A 14356-nucleotide genomic window follows, 5' to 3' on the forward strand; every position below is an offset into this window, starting at 1 on the left:
TATTTACCTCTGTGTAGTTTTATTATTTTTCTTATATCTTATTGCTATAAGACATAAGACAATATTTTTTATTAATTACAACAATCCATCTTATTAACTTATTCCATTTACTATTCTTCACAGTAAAGAATGAATCTCAGCATTAACCAGACAAAAGCTGTAGCTTTCAAATATGGCTTAGCTTTTAAATACACAGTAATACAAGGTAAATAAACCACTCCTCATATACGACAATGCACGTTCTGATTTTTGTGCGCATTCTGCGCCTACGCTTTATTAAAAATATAGTTTAAACAATAAGTTAAAATGAATTTTCACTCACTAGCTTTGAAACCAATCCATCAACTAATACCTGAGGAATACCCTGAGAACAACGTTCAATTCTGCCTTTGACACCATAAACCTGTGCCAGACTATCTGGCGTAATAACCTGCTCAGGAGTTCCCTCGGCAATTAAATGCCCTTTTTGCAACATTAATACATGGTCACCATGACGCAAAGCGATATTAATATCATGCACAACAACCACAGTAATAATATTCCGCTGATAAGTTTCTTGTGCCACCAAAGCCATTACGTGATATTGATAATTTAAATCCAGCGCACTAAGTGGTTCATCTAATAATAATAATGCTGGTTTACGAATTAACGATTGTGCCAATCCGACTAATTGTTTTTGACCGCCAGATAACTGATCTAAATAACATAACGCCAGGTGCTCAATCCCCAACTGACGTAACAGCAACATCACTTCTTCTTCGCTGGTTTCAGAATGACGCCCTCCGGATGCCCGTTGAGCAACGATAATCGACTCCAGTACATGCAAATGAACACCAGCAGGTAAGCTTTGTGGTAAATAAACCACATTTTCCGATCGCTGGACAAAACTCATCTTCATCAAATCTTGACCATCAAGCCAAAGCTGGCCTCTTGCACGATTTAAACCAGCCAAAGAACGCAAAAGTGTTGATTTACCGCTACCATTTGGCCCCAACAATACTGTAATTTTCCCACGAGGCAACGGAGCAACATTCAGATTTTCAATAACCGAATGTTTCGGATAACCTGCAAAAAAATTGTTAATGGTTAATCCCGGATTCATATATTCGCCCTATTACGTAAGATTATGCTAAGGAAGAATGGAACCCCAACTAACGCAGTAACGATCCCAACCGGAATAACAACACCCGGGATCAAGTTTTTCGAGGCGATGGACGCCATAGACAGCACCAGTGCACCAATCAAGGCACTGGCTGGCAAATAGAAACGATGATCTTCACCAAACATCATGCGGGCAATATGTGGCGCAATTAAACCGATAAAGGCAATTGGCCCAACAAATGCAACTGCTAAAGCGGCAAGAACACTGATACGCAATAATGTCCCCAAGCGCAGACGACGAACATCAATACCAAAACTGATTGCACGATCTTCACCCAAGCGCAGCGCTGTCAGCTTCCAAGAATTCATCATTGAAATAGGAAAAACGGCGGCAAACACCAACAACATAACACCCAGTTTTATCCAGGTTGCTCTGGCAAGGCTACCCATTGTCCAAAGTACCAGCCCCTGAAGGGTATCTTCCGTTGCAATAAACTGCATCATGGAAACCAATGCTTCAAAGGTAAAGACTAATGCAATGCCAAATAATACAACCCCAGACGTAGCAACTCGTGTCCAACGAGTAATCGTATCCAGCACCAATGCGGCCAACAAGGCGAAAATAAAAGCATTCGCAGAAATGAACCATTGATCAGGCACGCCTGGAATACCAATACCAGATACAATCGCCAACGCAGCACCAAATGCAGCCGCTTGGGCAACCCCTAAAGTAGAGGGACTGGCTAATGGGTTATTTAAGATCGTCTGCATTTCCGCGCCAGCCAGCCCGAGGGACAGGCCAATCACTACCGCCATCAGGGCATAGGGTAAACGGATATCCCAAACAATTACCCGTGTACCCGCATCCACACTCTCTGGCGATACTAAAGTCTGCCAGAGAGATGACAAAGATAAACCTGATGGACCTATCGTAAAATCTAATACCAGTGAAACACCAATAATCAGCACGATGAAGACCATCATCACAATACGGCGGCGTAAAATATATTGGTAATGGGCTTTTACACTGCTGTCATCTAATTGTTGTTTCACCATTGGCATCGGCTCGGTAGTGGCACTCATTATTCCCGTTACCTGACTTACTGATTATTTTTCACTGATCCAATAAACCCCTGATGGATCAACTGCCAGGAATTTACTGTGTAATTCATTCAGTGTCTTCTGCGGATCTAAATCTGTAAATTTTTCAGGATAGAACCATTTAGCAAATACCTGAGTCGCTACCACATTATATGGAGAGTTGTAGTAGTTATGCCAAATCGCATAGTCTCTGCCCTCTTTGACCGCAGTCAACGAGCTAATACCTTTACGTTCAGTCATTTGTTTCAGACTGGCTTTTGCTAGTTCAGGCGTAGATTGCGCTCCCAGTTTTACGCCAGGTTCATTACTGTCTGGCGCTTTTGCCCCACTAGCAATGTAAATATAAGGGTCAACTGCAATAATTTTTTCGAGGTTCATATTACCAAGCGCGCCTGGCAGAACACCTTTAGCAATGTTTTTACCACCAGCCAAATCAATAAAGTTACCCATATTGCCATCACCGGCAGTCGCACAGCAATCTTCAAAAGCACCTGCTCTCAAATCGATAAGTACTGTTGGTTTTTTCTTTTCCGGGATTTTATTGGTGATATCAGTCACCAGTTTTACATTTTTCTCGTAAAAATCGGCATATTCTGCCGCTTGTTTTTCACGATTTAGTACTTTACCTAGCATACGAATGCTCGGCAGAGTATTCTTTAACGGCTCAGTACGAAAATCAACAAATACCACCGGAATACCTGCCTTTTCAAGTTGGGCGACCAGTTCGCTGTTTTTACCAGGACCATGACCAGACAAGCCAAAAATGGCGATATCCGGATTTAGGGTTAACACTTTTTCAGAGCTGACACTATCAGCACTGGTGTTACCAATCAAAGGAACCTTATCAATCTCAGGGAATTTAGCTTTATAGACGGCGTAAGACTGTGGGTCCAGTTTGCGGAAATCACCTTGCCAACCCGCAATACGGGCCAGTGGTTTATCACCTTCAAGTAAAGCGATAGCGTGGAACAAACGGCCTTCGCCCAACAAAATACGATTTACATTCTCAGGAACTTCAACAGTACGACCAACTATATCGGTGACCGTTTCAGCCCATGATGCGAAGCTTGCCATGACTGCCGAACCCGCTAACAGGCCGACACTGATACTCTTTGCTATGGATCGCGACATAAATTTCATTTTGTTAGCCCTTTCATATTAATAATTATGGTACTAACAATAGGACAAATGAGAATACTTATCAATATGATCTACACAATTTTTGGTAAATTACGTGATTAATTGTATGAATTAACGCTATGAAAAATAAAAAATACCTATTTGATCACAAAATGAGTGTATTCTTTTAATTTCTTATCAAAAACGGCTTATCTACTCAAATAAATAAAACATTAAGATAATAATAAATTAATCGTGAATCGAATTAAAAAAACCATAAAACCAAGCCGGTAGGAATTTTTTCAAAGATTCCTACCGGCCTGTTAAGCACGATTTAACGTATTTACATTCACTGATTCGCGATATCAGGAAATTTCATCTCGCTATATTTGATAAAGTGAGTTTTCCTAACTAATTTGTAACCAAACCAAATCAACAGGAATAATGGAATACCAATATAAGTTGCAGTTACACCATACCAGTCAATTTTTTCTTGTAGAAATGCCTGATAATTCTGTCCTAATGTGATGGTTAGACACAAAACAAACGCAAAGATTGGGCCAACCGGGAAAAATCCTGAACGATAAGGTAATTTACTTAAATCCAACCCCTGAGCTACATAACCACGGCGGAAACGATAATGGCTAATAGCAATCCCCAACCATGCAATAAAACCGGTCATCCCAGAAGTATTCAACAACCACAGATAGACGGTCTGGTTACCGTACATTGAACTGAGGAAACACAACGCAGCAACCACTGTCGTTGCATACAAGGCATTACGTGGTACACCACCTTTGGATAATTTGCCAAAAATCCTCGGTGCTTTACCCTCTTTTGCCAATGTGAACAACATACGAGTCGATGCATACATACCTGAATTACCCGCAGACAACACAGCCGTCAAAATAACCGCATTCATCATAGCTGCGGCGGATAACAAACCAGCGTTTTCAAATACCAACGTAAACGGACTAACACTAATATCACCGACCTCATTACGCAGTAGGCTTGGATCAGTATAAGGAACAATCAAACTGATAATCAGGATCGCAAAAATATAGAATAGCAGAATACGCCAAAATACCTTACGTACAGCACTGGGAACATTTTTTGCCGGATCTTTTGACTCACCCGCCGCAATGCCAATTAACTCAGTTCCCTGGAAAGAAAACCCAACTATCATTGCCACGCCAATCATGGCAGAGAAACCACCGGCAAAAGGTGCATCACCAATAGTCCAGTTATGCCATCCAGCACCTTCTGCCCCTTTCATGATGCCGGCGATCATCAGTAATCCGACCACAATAAAAACAATAACCGTGCTGACTTTAATTAAAGAGAACCAGTATTCAGCTTCACCAAATCCTTTCACTGAAATAAAATTCAGTAGGAAAATCAGCGCGAGGAATAACGCACTCCAGATCCAACCCGGCATATCCGGCAGCCAATAACCCATGACCAATTGGGCAGCAACCAAATCCACCGCAATAGTCACCGCCCAGTTGTACCAGTAGTTCCAACCCAGAGCGAAACCAAACCCTTCTTCAACATATTTGGAACCGTAAGTTGAGAAAGAACCGGAAACGGGCATATAAGCGGCCAGTTCACCCAAACTGGTCATCAGGAAATAAACCATCAAGCCAATTAATGCATAGGAAAGTAATGCTCCGCCAGGCCCTGCTTGTGAAACTGTCGCACCTGAAGCCACGAATAACCCGGTGCCTATTGATCCGCCAACGGCAATCATCGCCAGATGCCGAGCTTTCAATTCACGTCGCAAATGTTGCGTTGCTGGTTTCCGGGAAACACTTTTTTGTTGTTGAGACATTCTGTTCCTGTTAGCTGCAAATAAATCTGATGGCGGATTGTAACAAATCCTCACTATCAAAATAGCGAGGAAGCACTGTTATAAGATACCTTCATAATTTAGAGAAAATTATAAGTAACACAGCTAATTTTGGATTTTAAACAAAACGTAAAATTTACCGGCAGTAACTGAGTAATTTCTGCAGTGCGATAGACATATGCTTTTGCCGATGATGAATCAGGTACAATGTTCTGAAAAGTCTTAATTCTGGCACTCTTAACTCCAGTAAAGTACGATTTTGCAATTGCTCTGCAACGACACGTCTGGACAAACAACTGATGCCCATACCAAATTTGACCGCATGTTTTATCGCTTCAGAATTTCCCAATTCCATCAAAATCTTGAACCCAGGTAAATGGACAAACAACAGATGATCCAGCACTTCTCTTGTACCCGATCCCCTCTCCCTTAATATCCATGATGCCTTAACTAAATCATCCAATTTTAGATCCTGTTTAGCTAGCGGATTTTCAGGAGAAGAAAAAATAACCAACTCATCCTCCATCCATAGTTGAGTTATCAACTCAGGACTATGACAGGAACCTTCTATCAAACCAAGATCAACACGGAATTCCAGCACAGAATTGATGACATCCTGCGTATTACTGATATTTAACTCTAGCGGCGTATCAGGAAAATCCTGACGATAATTTGCCAGCATTTCCGGCAACATATAATTACCAATGGTGCTACTGGCAGCGATACGTAACGCCCCTAACTCCTGTTTGAATAACTGCTGAATTTCCCCTGCTTGCTCTAGCAATGCCAACGCCTTGGGATAGAGTAGACGACCATGTTCATTCGTCACCAATCGCTTTCCTACCCGATCAAAAAGCTGTACGCCAAGTTGGCTTTCCAGATCCGTTAATGAGGCACTCACCGCGGACTGAGATAGCGCCAATTGCTGAGAGGCTTGCGTCGTTGAACCGCTTTTCAATACCTCAGTAAAAACTTCCAACTGCCTCAATGTGATGTGCATATTGCCCCGCAAAATATGGTGTCAGTCAAAGTTAGCTTGCTTTAATTTTATACGGCAATAGACAACTTAACAAAAATCCACTTTCTTACCAATTTTTTAGATTACATATAAATAAATTATCAATTTTAATGATAAATCAGTCTGCTATATGCTTATGTTTAAAAACATATAAGCAAAGTGAAAAACATCTATGTCTGACATTCGTGCCAAAAAATTCAGCAAACAATCATCTATTCCCGGTATGAAATTAATACTTGGGTTAATATTAGCGGCAATACTTACTGCAATTTCAATATATGCCGGAAATATTCCGTGGTTTATTAATATGGGACTGGGCACATTAACACTAGCGATCCTTGCAGGGATCATTGCCGGTAATACTGTCTATCCTTTACTCAAACCTTATTGTGATGAGGGTATTCATTTCTCAAAACATTATCTTCTGCGGGCAGGTATTATTCTTTATGGCTTCCGTTTGACATTTCAACAAATTGCCGATGTTGGCATTACCGGCCTTCTGATTGATGCTGCTATGTTGTCTTCCACTTTCTTTATTGCAATGTGGCTAGGCAAATCACTCTTTGGATTAGACCAACAAACGGTAATACTGATTGGTGCCGGCAGCAGTATCTGCGGCGCAGCAGCTATTATGGCAACAGAGCCAGTAGTGAATGCCCCCGCCAGTAAAGTTGCTGTTGCGGTATCGACAATTGTCATCTTTGGCACTATCGCTATTTTCATTTATCCGTGGTTTTATCAACTCAATGAGCATTATCAGTGGTTACCACTTACTCAGGAAACTTTCGGCATCTTTACTGGTTCCACCCTTCACGAAGTTGCTCAAGTTGTTGCTATTGGACATGCTATTAGCGATCAAACGGAAAACGCAGCCGTTATCAGTAAAATGATCAGGGTTATGATGTTGGCGCCATTCCTGTTGTTATTATCCCGTTACATTAGCCGTGCCCACACTAAAAATGGCAGAAACCATCAGGAGAAAACACCAATGACTATCCCCTGGTTTGCGGTGATTTTTATTGCAATAGCAGGTCTTAATTCTTTCAATTTACTACCTGCTGCAATAGTTAATTCTCTGATTAATATTGATACTATTATGCTTACTATGGCAATGGGGGCACTGGGTTTAACTACTCATGTGAGTGCCATCCGTCAGGCCGGATTTAAACCCATTTTATTAGCTCTAATTTTGTTTGCATGGCTGATGGCGGGTGGTCTTTTGATCAATCTTGGCATTCAACATCTGTTTGGCTGATCAGAATCCACTCGGAGAAATTTTATTTCAGCAGCATATACCTTATGGATTTCAAGATGCATCGCGACGGCAAGGAAGAGAATCCCCGGGAGCATAGCGAACTATGTGACCGGAGTGAGCGAGTGCAGCCAACAAAGAGGCAACTTGAAAGATAACGGGTATATAACCTTTCCGTACTTAAGGTTCATTGAGTGATTGAACAATGCCATAATGACGTAAAGTAAGAAGGAGAAAAATATGAAATTTGTTGGAGCACATGTCAGCGCTGCCGGTGGAGTTGATCAAGCAGTTATCCGGGCGCACGAACTAAAAGCGACCGCCTTTGCCCTATTTACAAAAAATCAGCGCCAGTGGCATGCTCCACCTTTAGCCGCTGACGTTATCGATAAATTTAAAGAAAATTGTGAACGTTATGGATATGGTAGCCGACAAATTCTCCCTCACGATAGTTATCTGATTAATCTTGGTCACCCAGAAATTGAAGCACTGGAAAAATCCCGACTGGCTTTTATTGATGAGATGCAACGTTGCGAACAATTAGGGATCGATTTATTGAATTTCCATCCTGGCAGCCATCTCAATAAAATAGATGTGGATAAATGCCTGGCGCGTATTGCGGAATCTATCAATATTGCTCTCAATAAAACCCAGGGAGTCATTGCTGTTATCGAAAATACGGCAGGTCAAGGCACTAATCTGGGTTTCAAATTTGAACATCTGGCAGCAATTATTGATGGAGTTGAAGATAAAAACCGAGTGGGTGTCTGTATTGATACCTGTCACGCCTTTGCTGCTGGCTACGATTTACGTACAAACGATGCTTGTAAACAAACTTTTCAACAGTTTGAAAAAATTGTTGGCTTTCAATATTTATGCGGAATGCATTTAAATGATGCCAAAAGTGAATTTGCCAGCCGTGTTGACCGACATCATAGCCTTGGAGAAGGAAATATTGGTAAAACACCTTTCAGTTATATTATGAAAGATGCTCGTTTTGATGGTATTCCACTCATCCTTGAAACAATAAACCCAGATATTTGGCCACAAGAAATTGCCTGGCTGAAATTACAACAAAATTAATTATTCTTTAATTAAAGCATTATCTAACGGGTATCAGTTCAACTTTAGCCATCATGGCAGCTAATTCAGGACGATTGCTGATACCTACATTAGGCTGGCTAACGGCAAGCGCAGATACAGCGGTCGCCAATCGCAACGTATGTTCACTGGATTCCCGCATCAGCAAACCATAAACCAAGCCACCAACCATTGAATCACCAGCCCCAACAGTGCTGACGACTTTACAATGTGGTGGTTTCGCCAACCATGCTCCAGACGCATTAACCCATAATGCTCCCTGCTCACCCAATGATATGACAACATGAGCAATTCCCTGATCCCTAAGTTGATGTGCCGCCATGATGATATCGGATAACTCAGGTAACAGACGCCCCGTCCATACTTCAAGCTCATGGCGATTCGGCTTCACTAACCAAGGGGATGCTTTTAACCCTGCAACCAATGCTTCACGGCTGCTGTCAAAAATAATACAAGGACAAAGCTGACGTAGACAGGCCATCCAGTCGGTAAACGATTCAGCAGAGACACCAGCTGGTAAGCTACCACTAACAATAACCATATCAAACTGTCCAAGCCATGAAAGCGAATCATTAACAAATCCCGACCATTCAGCTTCACCGACATAAAAACCAGTGAAGTTAAAATCTGTCACTTCACCGCTTTCTTCTGTTAATTTGACATTAATCCGTGTTCTGCCTGGTACTAAATGAAAACGATTTACCATACCATTTTCATTGAAGAATTGTTGAAATCCTTCCTGATTTTCCTTACCCAAAAAACCACTCACCGTGACATCAATACCTAAGTCACGCAAAACTTTAGCAACATTATTGCCTTTCCCAGCAGCATGTAGTCCAGCGGCTTGCACTCGGTTGATCGCCCCTTTGACGATTTCCGGGCACAATCCTACCAAATCATAAGCAGGGTTTAGGGTGATAGCGGCAACTCTACGGCTCATATTTACCCGATGTCTCCTAAGTAGATATACCCGTTATCTTTCAAGTTGCCTCTTTGTTGGCTTCGCTCACTCACCCCGGTCACATAGTTAGCTATGCTCCCGGGGATTCGCTCCCTTGCCGTCGCGATCCATCTTGAAATCCATAGGGTATAGTCATCATCATTACTACGCATTTTCAGTTCTATTTATATCACTTTATATCACTAAAATTGAATCGTTTCAGTTAAATTCCGTACTTTATTGATCGTTATTGATCGTTGTCTTAAATTGATTTCCGGATAAGAATAGCATTGAATTTTTCTCAAAAAGAATTGCTAATTTATTGAAATTTAGATGAAAGGAATAAACCAAATGTCTGTCATTGTGGGTGTTGGCGTAGTTATTGTGAACGAATATGGTCAAGTCTTACTCGGAAAACGTAACAGTAAACATGCTCCATACTGGTCAATCTTTGGTGGTCATGTTGATGACGGAGAAACTTTTGAGCAATGTGCAATCCGTGAAATTGAAGAAGAAACGGGTCTGACGATTCAATCACCAAAGGTCTACGGTATTTGTAATAACCTTCAAACTTACCAACAGGAAGGAAAACATACTATTTCAGTATGTTTACTGGCAAAACATCCAGGTGGTGAACCAAAATTGATGGAACCAGAAAAATGTGAACAGTTTATGTGGTGCGATCCCGATAATCTTCCTGAACCTCATTTTGAAGCTAGCCGTAATGCAATAAAAATGTGGCAAGAAAATAAATTTTATTTTACCGAATGAACTAACTTATGTTAGTTCAATTTCAAATAATCCTTTATGACATCTATTTACACTCTATAGACAAAAATGTATCTTTGAGCTAGTACAAAGAAACAATATACCAGCAGGAGTTAATATGTCCATTGAGACACCCCAGAGTTTAAAGCGCCCTCCCATACTGGGTGGTGCAATGATAATTGCCGGAACTGCTGTCGGTGCAGGAATGTTCTCTACTCCTGTGGCAACTTCCGGTGTCTGGTTTACTGGCTCAATTATTCTGCTGGTTTACACATGGGTGTGTATGTATTTTTCCGGCTTGATGATACTAGAAACCAACCTGAACTACCCATCAGGTGCAAGCTTCCATACCATGACTAAAGATTTACTCGGTAAAGGATGGAATGCAATCAATGGCATCTCTATTGCATTCGTACTTTATATATTAACCTACGCCTACATTTCAGCGGGTGGCTCAATTATTGCCCACAATTTTAAAAATATTATTTCGATATCACAGGCAAATGCTGGCTTTATTTTCGCTTTTATCGTTGCATTTATTGTCTGGTTATCGACTCAAGCTGTCGATCGTTTGAGCACAATTTTGATCGGCGGTATGGTTATTACTTTTTTTATGTCGGTTGGCGGCATGTTTACCGAAGTGAAATATGTCATTCTGTTTAATCAGACGGATGCTATATCAAACGACACGACAACAAGTTATATATCTTACGCTTTAGCCGCTCTGCCCTATTTACTCGTTTCATTCGGATATCACGGTAACATCCCAAGTTTAGTAAAATATTATCATAAAGATAGAAAAGCCGTTATTCGCAGCCTGTTATTAGGCACATTAATCGCATTAGCTATTTATATCCTGTGGCAATATGTCATTCAGGGAAATATTCCTCGCGAAGCATTCAAACAGATTATTGCTGATGGCGGGAATATCGGTGATTTATTAAAACACATGGATAATACAACAAACAGCAAAACTGTTCACCAGCTTCTAAATGCCTTCTCTTATATGGCATTAGCAAGCTCATTTCTTGGTGTCTCCTTAGGGCTATTTGATTACATAGCCGATTTTTTCGGTTTTAAAGATAACAACCCCGGCCGGTTAAAATCTGCATTAGTGACATTTATTCCACCAACAGCGCTAGCTTTACTATTCCCCAATGGCTTTCTATATGCCATTGGTTTTGCTGGATTCGCTGCAACCATCTGGGCTGTCATTATTCCAGCACTCATGGCTCGGGCAAGTCGCCAGCGCTTTCCTGAAGCCAGTTACCGAGCGCCAGGAGGGAAATTCCTCATTGGGTTCGTCATTCTGTTTGGTTTGATAAATGCTATAGCTCATATTTTGTCCTCTCTTGATTTATTACCTGTGTATCGTTGATATATAAGACATTCTTACTACAACCCCAATGTAAAAAAACAGTGGGGTTTTTTAATCCCTACTTGCCTAATGTCTTGACTGCGAGTAATTTTGTCGCCGATTATTCTCTTGTAGTTTTATGGAAGGTTACATATGGCTAAAGCCAATGAAATTAAACGCGGTAGCGCCGTCAGTTATAATGGTAAGTTACTGCTGGTTAAAGATATTGATATTCAAGCACCAAGCGCCCGGGGAGCTAGCACATTATATAAAATGCGCTTTACTGATATCCGCACTGGTCAAAAAGTGGAAGAACGCTTCAAAGGCGATGATATCCTTGATACGATCAACCTAACTCGTCGTAGCGTTAACTTTTCCTACATTGATGGCGATGAATATGTTTTCATGGATGATGAAGATTTCACACCTTATCACTTTAAAAAGGAACAAATCGAAGAAGAGTTGTTATTTATTCCTGAAGGTGGCCTGCCTGGTATGCAAGTTCTGACGATAGAGGGGCAAGTCATTGCCCTTGAACTACCACAAACAGTCGATATGGTTATTGAAGAAACAGCCCCTGGAATTAAAGGCGCTTCAGCCAGTGCACGAACAAAACCAGCTAAAATGAGCACCGGACTCACCGTGCAAGTACCTGAATATATCAGTAGCGGGGAAAAAATCCGTATTCATATTGCAGAACGCCGCTATATGGGGCGTTGCGATTAATAATATTGGCTAATTCTGAGTTACCCGGTATAAAACAGGGTAACTCACTTTTTATTTTATTCCATTCATTAAATCAGTCAGCTCCTTTCCATTAACATTTTGGCATAATTTAAATTCCCAAATAAAATATAATGTAAATCTGTCACTCATTCATTTTAGCAATGACAGATAAAATCCCGACTCTTCTTCAATTAAACATTGAATAAATAACATATAAAATTTTTCTTAACATCAATTATAGAAAATTGTAACAACGCCAATTTTCTCTTTTCCTTTTATCCATTTAATCTCTGTTACCCCCATTTGGTGTGGTAAATAAAAATAAATATCATTTTGCAAATCGAGCTTTTGTCGTTGGGTAATCTTATGTCCTTTTCGCCAACAAGTGGTGTCAGCCCAGTTATCACGCCAATCAAAACGACACGGTGATTCAACGATCGCACCAGAAAAGCGAATAACCCCTGTATTTGATGTTGTTTCTGGCTCACTATTGACAAGACCAGAAATTATCAGAAAAAAACAACCCATTATAACCCGAAACATAGACATAAAGCCCCCACCATAAAACAGCATCATTCGCTGCGATTTCCAAAAATGAAATCAATCTAGAAATCGGAAAAATTTATGAGCCTATGTATTGGTAACGGCTATTTTCATTGTTTATTTATGATTTTTAGCGATTAAAACTGATTAAGATATTTATATCTTACAATATTAGAATTATCAGAAGTAATTCTTAATAAATTAAGAATTTACAACCTTAAACACCCCAAGATCACTCAATAAAATCCATAGAATTGAACAGGAATACCAAAGTAAATAAAAAAATGCTGGAAAAAGCACAACAAAGTAGATAAAAACAACAAAAAATTAACTTATGATTAAGAACTGTGACATTATTACTCAATATTTGTTATATTAACCTACATAATTGTAAGTTTAGTTACCACTTATCTTATTTTTAACAAATAGGTCTCCCATGACACGCAGTCACCCATTTGCCATATTTATACTGAACCTGTTAGGTATCACTTTATTTCTCTCCTGGTATTTACCAGAGCATCATGGTTTCTGGCTCAAGATCGACTCTGCAATCTTCTACTTCTTTAATGAGAAATTAACATCAGGCTCAACATTCACAGAATTTGTAGCATTTGTGAATATCAGGGCCTTCGATGTCATTTCACTTTTATGTATGGGATTGCTGTATTACAACACTTTTCGTAAACAGAATTACGATGGCAAACGCAGATTATTCATGATTGGCTTGGTCATGATAATAAGCGCAGTTATACTTAACCAAATCGGTCATCTACTCCCTGTTGTCCGTCCAAGCCCAACATTAACCTTCGATCATATCAATCGTATTAGCGAAATGACCAATCTGGTAACAAAAGATGCATCAGGTGATAGCTTTCCAGGTGATCACGGATTAATGCTCCTGATTTTCAGCTGCTTTATTCTTCGATATATCTCAGGCAGAGCATTCTGTATTGCATTACTCATTATGGTAATATTTGCGTTACCTCGCATCATAGCAGGAGCTCACTGGTTTACTGATATTGCAGTCGGTTCTTTATCTCTGGTGCTAATCGGAACAAGTTGGCTACTATTAACACCATTAAGTGACATAATGATTAACTGGTTGGATAAAAATCTACCGCAAATTGGCCGCCCAATTTAAGATCTTTCCCATAAACTCTTTTTACTGAATCATATCGTGAAGGTATTTAACCTTCCTAATAGTTCATAAAACCCACATAAATTAGCAACACTCCTAATCTCTCCCATTTAGAAATCTAATTTTTTGTAAATTATGTCATTAAATACTCGCCTTTTCCTGATTGTTTCTGTACTCTCGATCTGAATAACATTTATTGTAAATATCGTTATAAAACGTGGCATCAAACGCGTTTTTTCGCCAAGCGCGTTGTTTACTCATTGTTTTTTCTAACACCAGGCTTTGAAGCGTTTGATATTTTTCAATAATAGCGACCAACTAAGGTAAGGATAGCAAGGGAAAA

The 14356-nt window shown here is 40.2% G+C and carries 13 protein-coding genes; 6 read left to right on the forward strand and 7 right to left on the reverse strand.

Annotated elements, in window-relative coordinates; all coding sequences use genetic code 11:
- Window positions 1-301: 301 nt before the first annotated feature.
- The 5 genes from ACGF5R_RS10405 to yieE form a co-directional block, all read right to left on the reverse strand.
- Window positions 302-1102, reverse strand: coding sequence for an ABC transporter ATP-binding protein (locus ACGF5R_RS10405; RefSeq protein ID WP_387690748.1), 801 nt, complete (start codon window positions 1100-1102; stop codon window positions 302-304).
- On the reverse strand, window positions 1099-2184 hold the full coding sequence (locus tag ACGF5R_RS10410) for a FecCD family ABC transporter permease (RefSeq protein WP_387690750.1): 1086 nt from the start codon (window positions 2182-2184) through the stop codon (window positions 1099-1101). Before ACGF5R_RS10410 ends, ACGF5R_RS10405 begins: the two co-directional genes overlap by 4 nt.
- 24 nt (window positions 2185-2208) lie before the next feature.
- Window positions 2209-3342 carry an ABC transporter substrate-binding protein gene (locus ACGF5R_RS10415; RefSeq protein ID WP_112878510.1) on the reverse strand — a complete coding sequence of 378 codons (1134 nt, stop codon included), beginning with the start codon at window positions 3340-3342 and terminating at the stop codon, window positions 2209-2211.
- 328 nt (window positions 3343-3670) lie between these two features.
- Window positions 3671-5152 carry an amino acid permease gene (locus tag ACGF5R_RS10420; protein WP_112878511.1) on the reverse strand — a complete coding sequence of 494 codons (1482 nt, stop codon included), beginning with the start codon at window positions 5150-5152 and terminating at the stop codon, window positions 3671-3673.
- A 154-nt stretch (window positions 5153-5306) separates the two neighbouring features.
- A complete protein-coding gene (gene yieE / locus ACGF5R_RS10425; RefSeq protein ID WP_112878512.1) occupies window positions 5307-6170 on the reverse strand; it encodes a DNA-binding transcriptional regulator YeiE in 864 nt (287 codons plus the stop codon).
- Window positions 6171-6360: 190 nt separating this feature from the next.
- Between yieE and ACGF5R_RS10430 the strand changes: the two genes are divergently transcribed.
- Both ACGF5R_RS10430 and nfo read left to right on the forward strand, forming a co-directional pair.
- Window positions 6361-7443: a YeiH family protein gene (locus ACGF5R_RS10430; RefSeq protein WP_112878513.1), complete on the forward strand. Its 1083-nt coding sequence runs from the start codon at window positions 6361-6363 to the stop codon at window positions 7441-7443.
- A gap of 237 nt (window positions 7444-7680) precedes the next feature.
- Complete coding sequence (gene nfo / locus ACGF5R_RS10435) at window positions 7681-8523, forward strand: deoxyribonuclease IV (protein ID WP_228902666.1); 843 nt, start codon at window positions 7681-7683, stop codon at window positions 8521-8523.
- Between the two features lie 19 nt (window positions 8524-8542).
- Here nfo and fruK read toward each other — a convergent pair whose 3' ends face one another.
- Window positions 8543-9481: a 1-phosphofructokinase gene (fruK, locus tag ACGF5R_RS10440; protein WP_112878515.1), complete on the reverse strand. Its 939-nt coding sequence runs from the start codon at window positions 9479-9481 to the stop codon at window positions 8543-8545.
- A 351-nt stretch (window positions 9482-9832) separates the two neighbouring features.
- Between fruK and ACGF5R_RS10445 the strand changes: the two genes are divergently transcribed.
- The 3 genes from ACGF5R_RS10445 to yeiP all read left to right on the forward strand — a co-directional run bounded on the left by ACGF5R_RS10445 (window position 9833) and on the right by yeiP (window position 12332).
- Complete coding sequence (locus ACGF5R_RS10445) at window positions 9833-10252, forward strand: NUDIX hydrolase (protein ID WP_387690752.1); 420 nt, start codon at window positions 9833-9835, stop codon at window positions 10250-10252.
- Between the two features lie 115 nt (window positions 10253-10367).
- Window positions 10368-11627, forward strand: a complete 1260-nt coding sequence (gene mtr, locus ACGF5R_RS10450) for a tryptophan permease (RefSeq protein ID WP_387690754.1) — start codon at window positions 10368-10370, stop codon at window positions 11625-11627.
- A 132-nt stretch (window positions 11628-11759) separates the two neighbouring features.
- Window positions 11760-12332 (forward strand): elongation factor P-like protein YeiP, encoded by a 573-nt coding sequence (gene yeiP / locus ACGF5R_RS10455; RefSeq protein WP_112878518.1) that lies wholly within the window; start codon window positions 11760-11762, stop codon window positions 12330-12332.
- A gap of 231 nt (window positions 12333-12563) precedes the next feature.
- Here the strand turns inward: yeiP and ACGF5R_RS10460 are convergent, their stop codons facing one another.
- The gene (locus tag ACGF5R_RS10460) at window positions 12564-12908 is read right to left on the reverse strand and encodes a hypothetical protein (protein WP_240000791.1); all 345 of its coding nucleotides are present in this window, start codon (window positions 12906-12908) and stop codon (window positions 12564-12566) included.
- 403 nt (window positions 12909-13311) lie between these two features.
- Between ACGF5R_RS10460 and ACGF5R_RS10465 the strand changes: the two genes are divergently transcribed.
- The gene (locus tag ACGF5R_RS10465) at window positions 13312-14016 is read left to right on the forward strand and encodes a phosphatase PAP2 family protein (protein WP_112878519.1); all 705 of its coding nucleotides are present in this window, start codon (window positions 13312-13314) and stop codon (window positions 14014-14016) included.
- The last annotated feature ends 340 nt before the right edge of the window (window positions 14017-14356 follow it).

Origin of the sequence: Photorhabdus sp. RM71S, assembly GCF_042879355.1 — a bacterium.
Taxonomy (GTDB): Bacteria; Pseudomonadota; Gammaproteobacteria; order Enterobacterales; family Enterobacteriaceae; genus Photorhabdus; species Photorhabdus kayaii.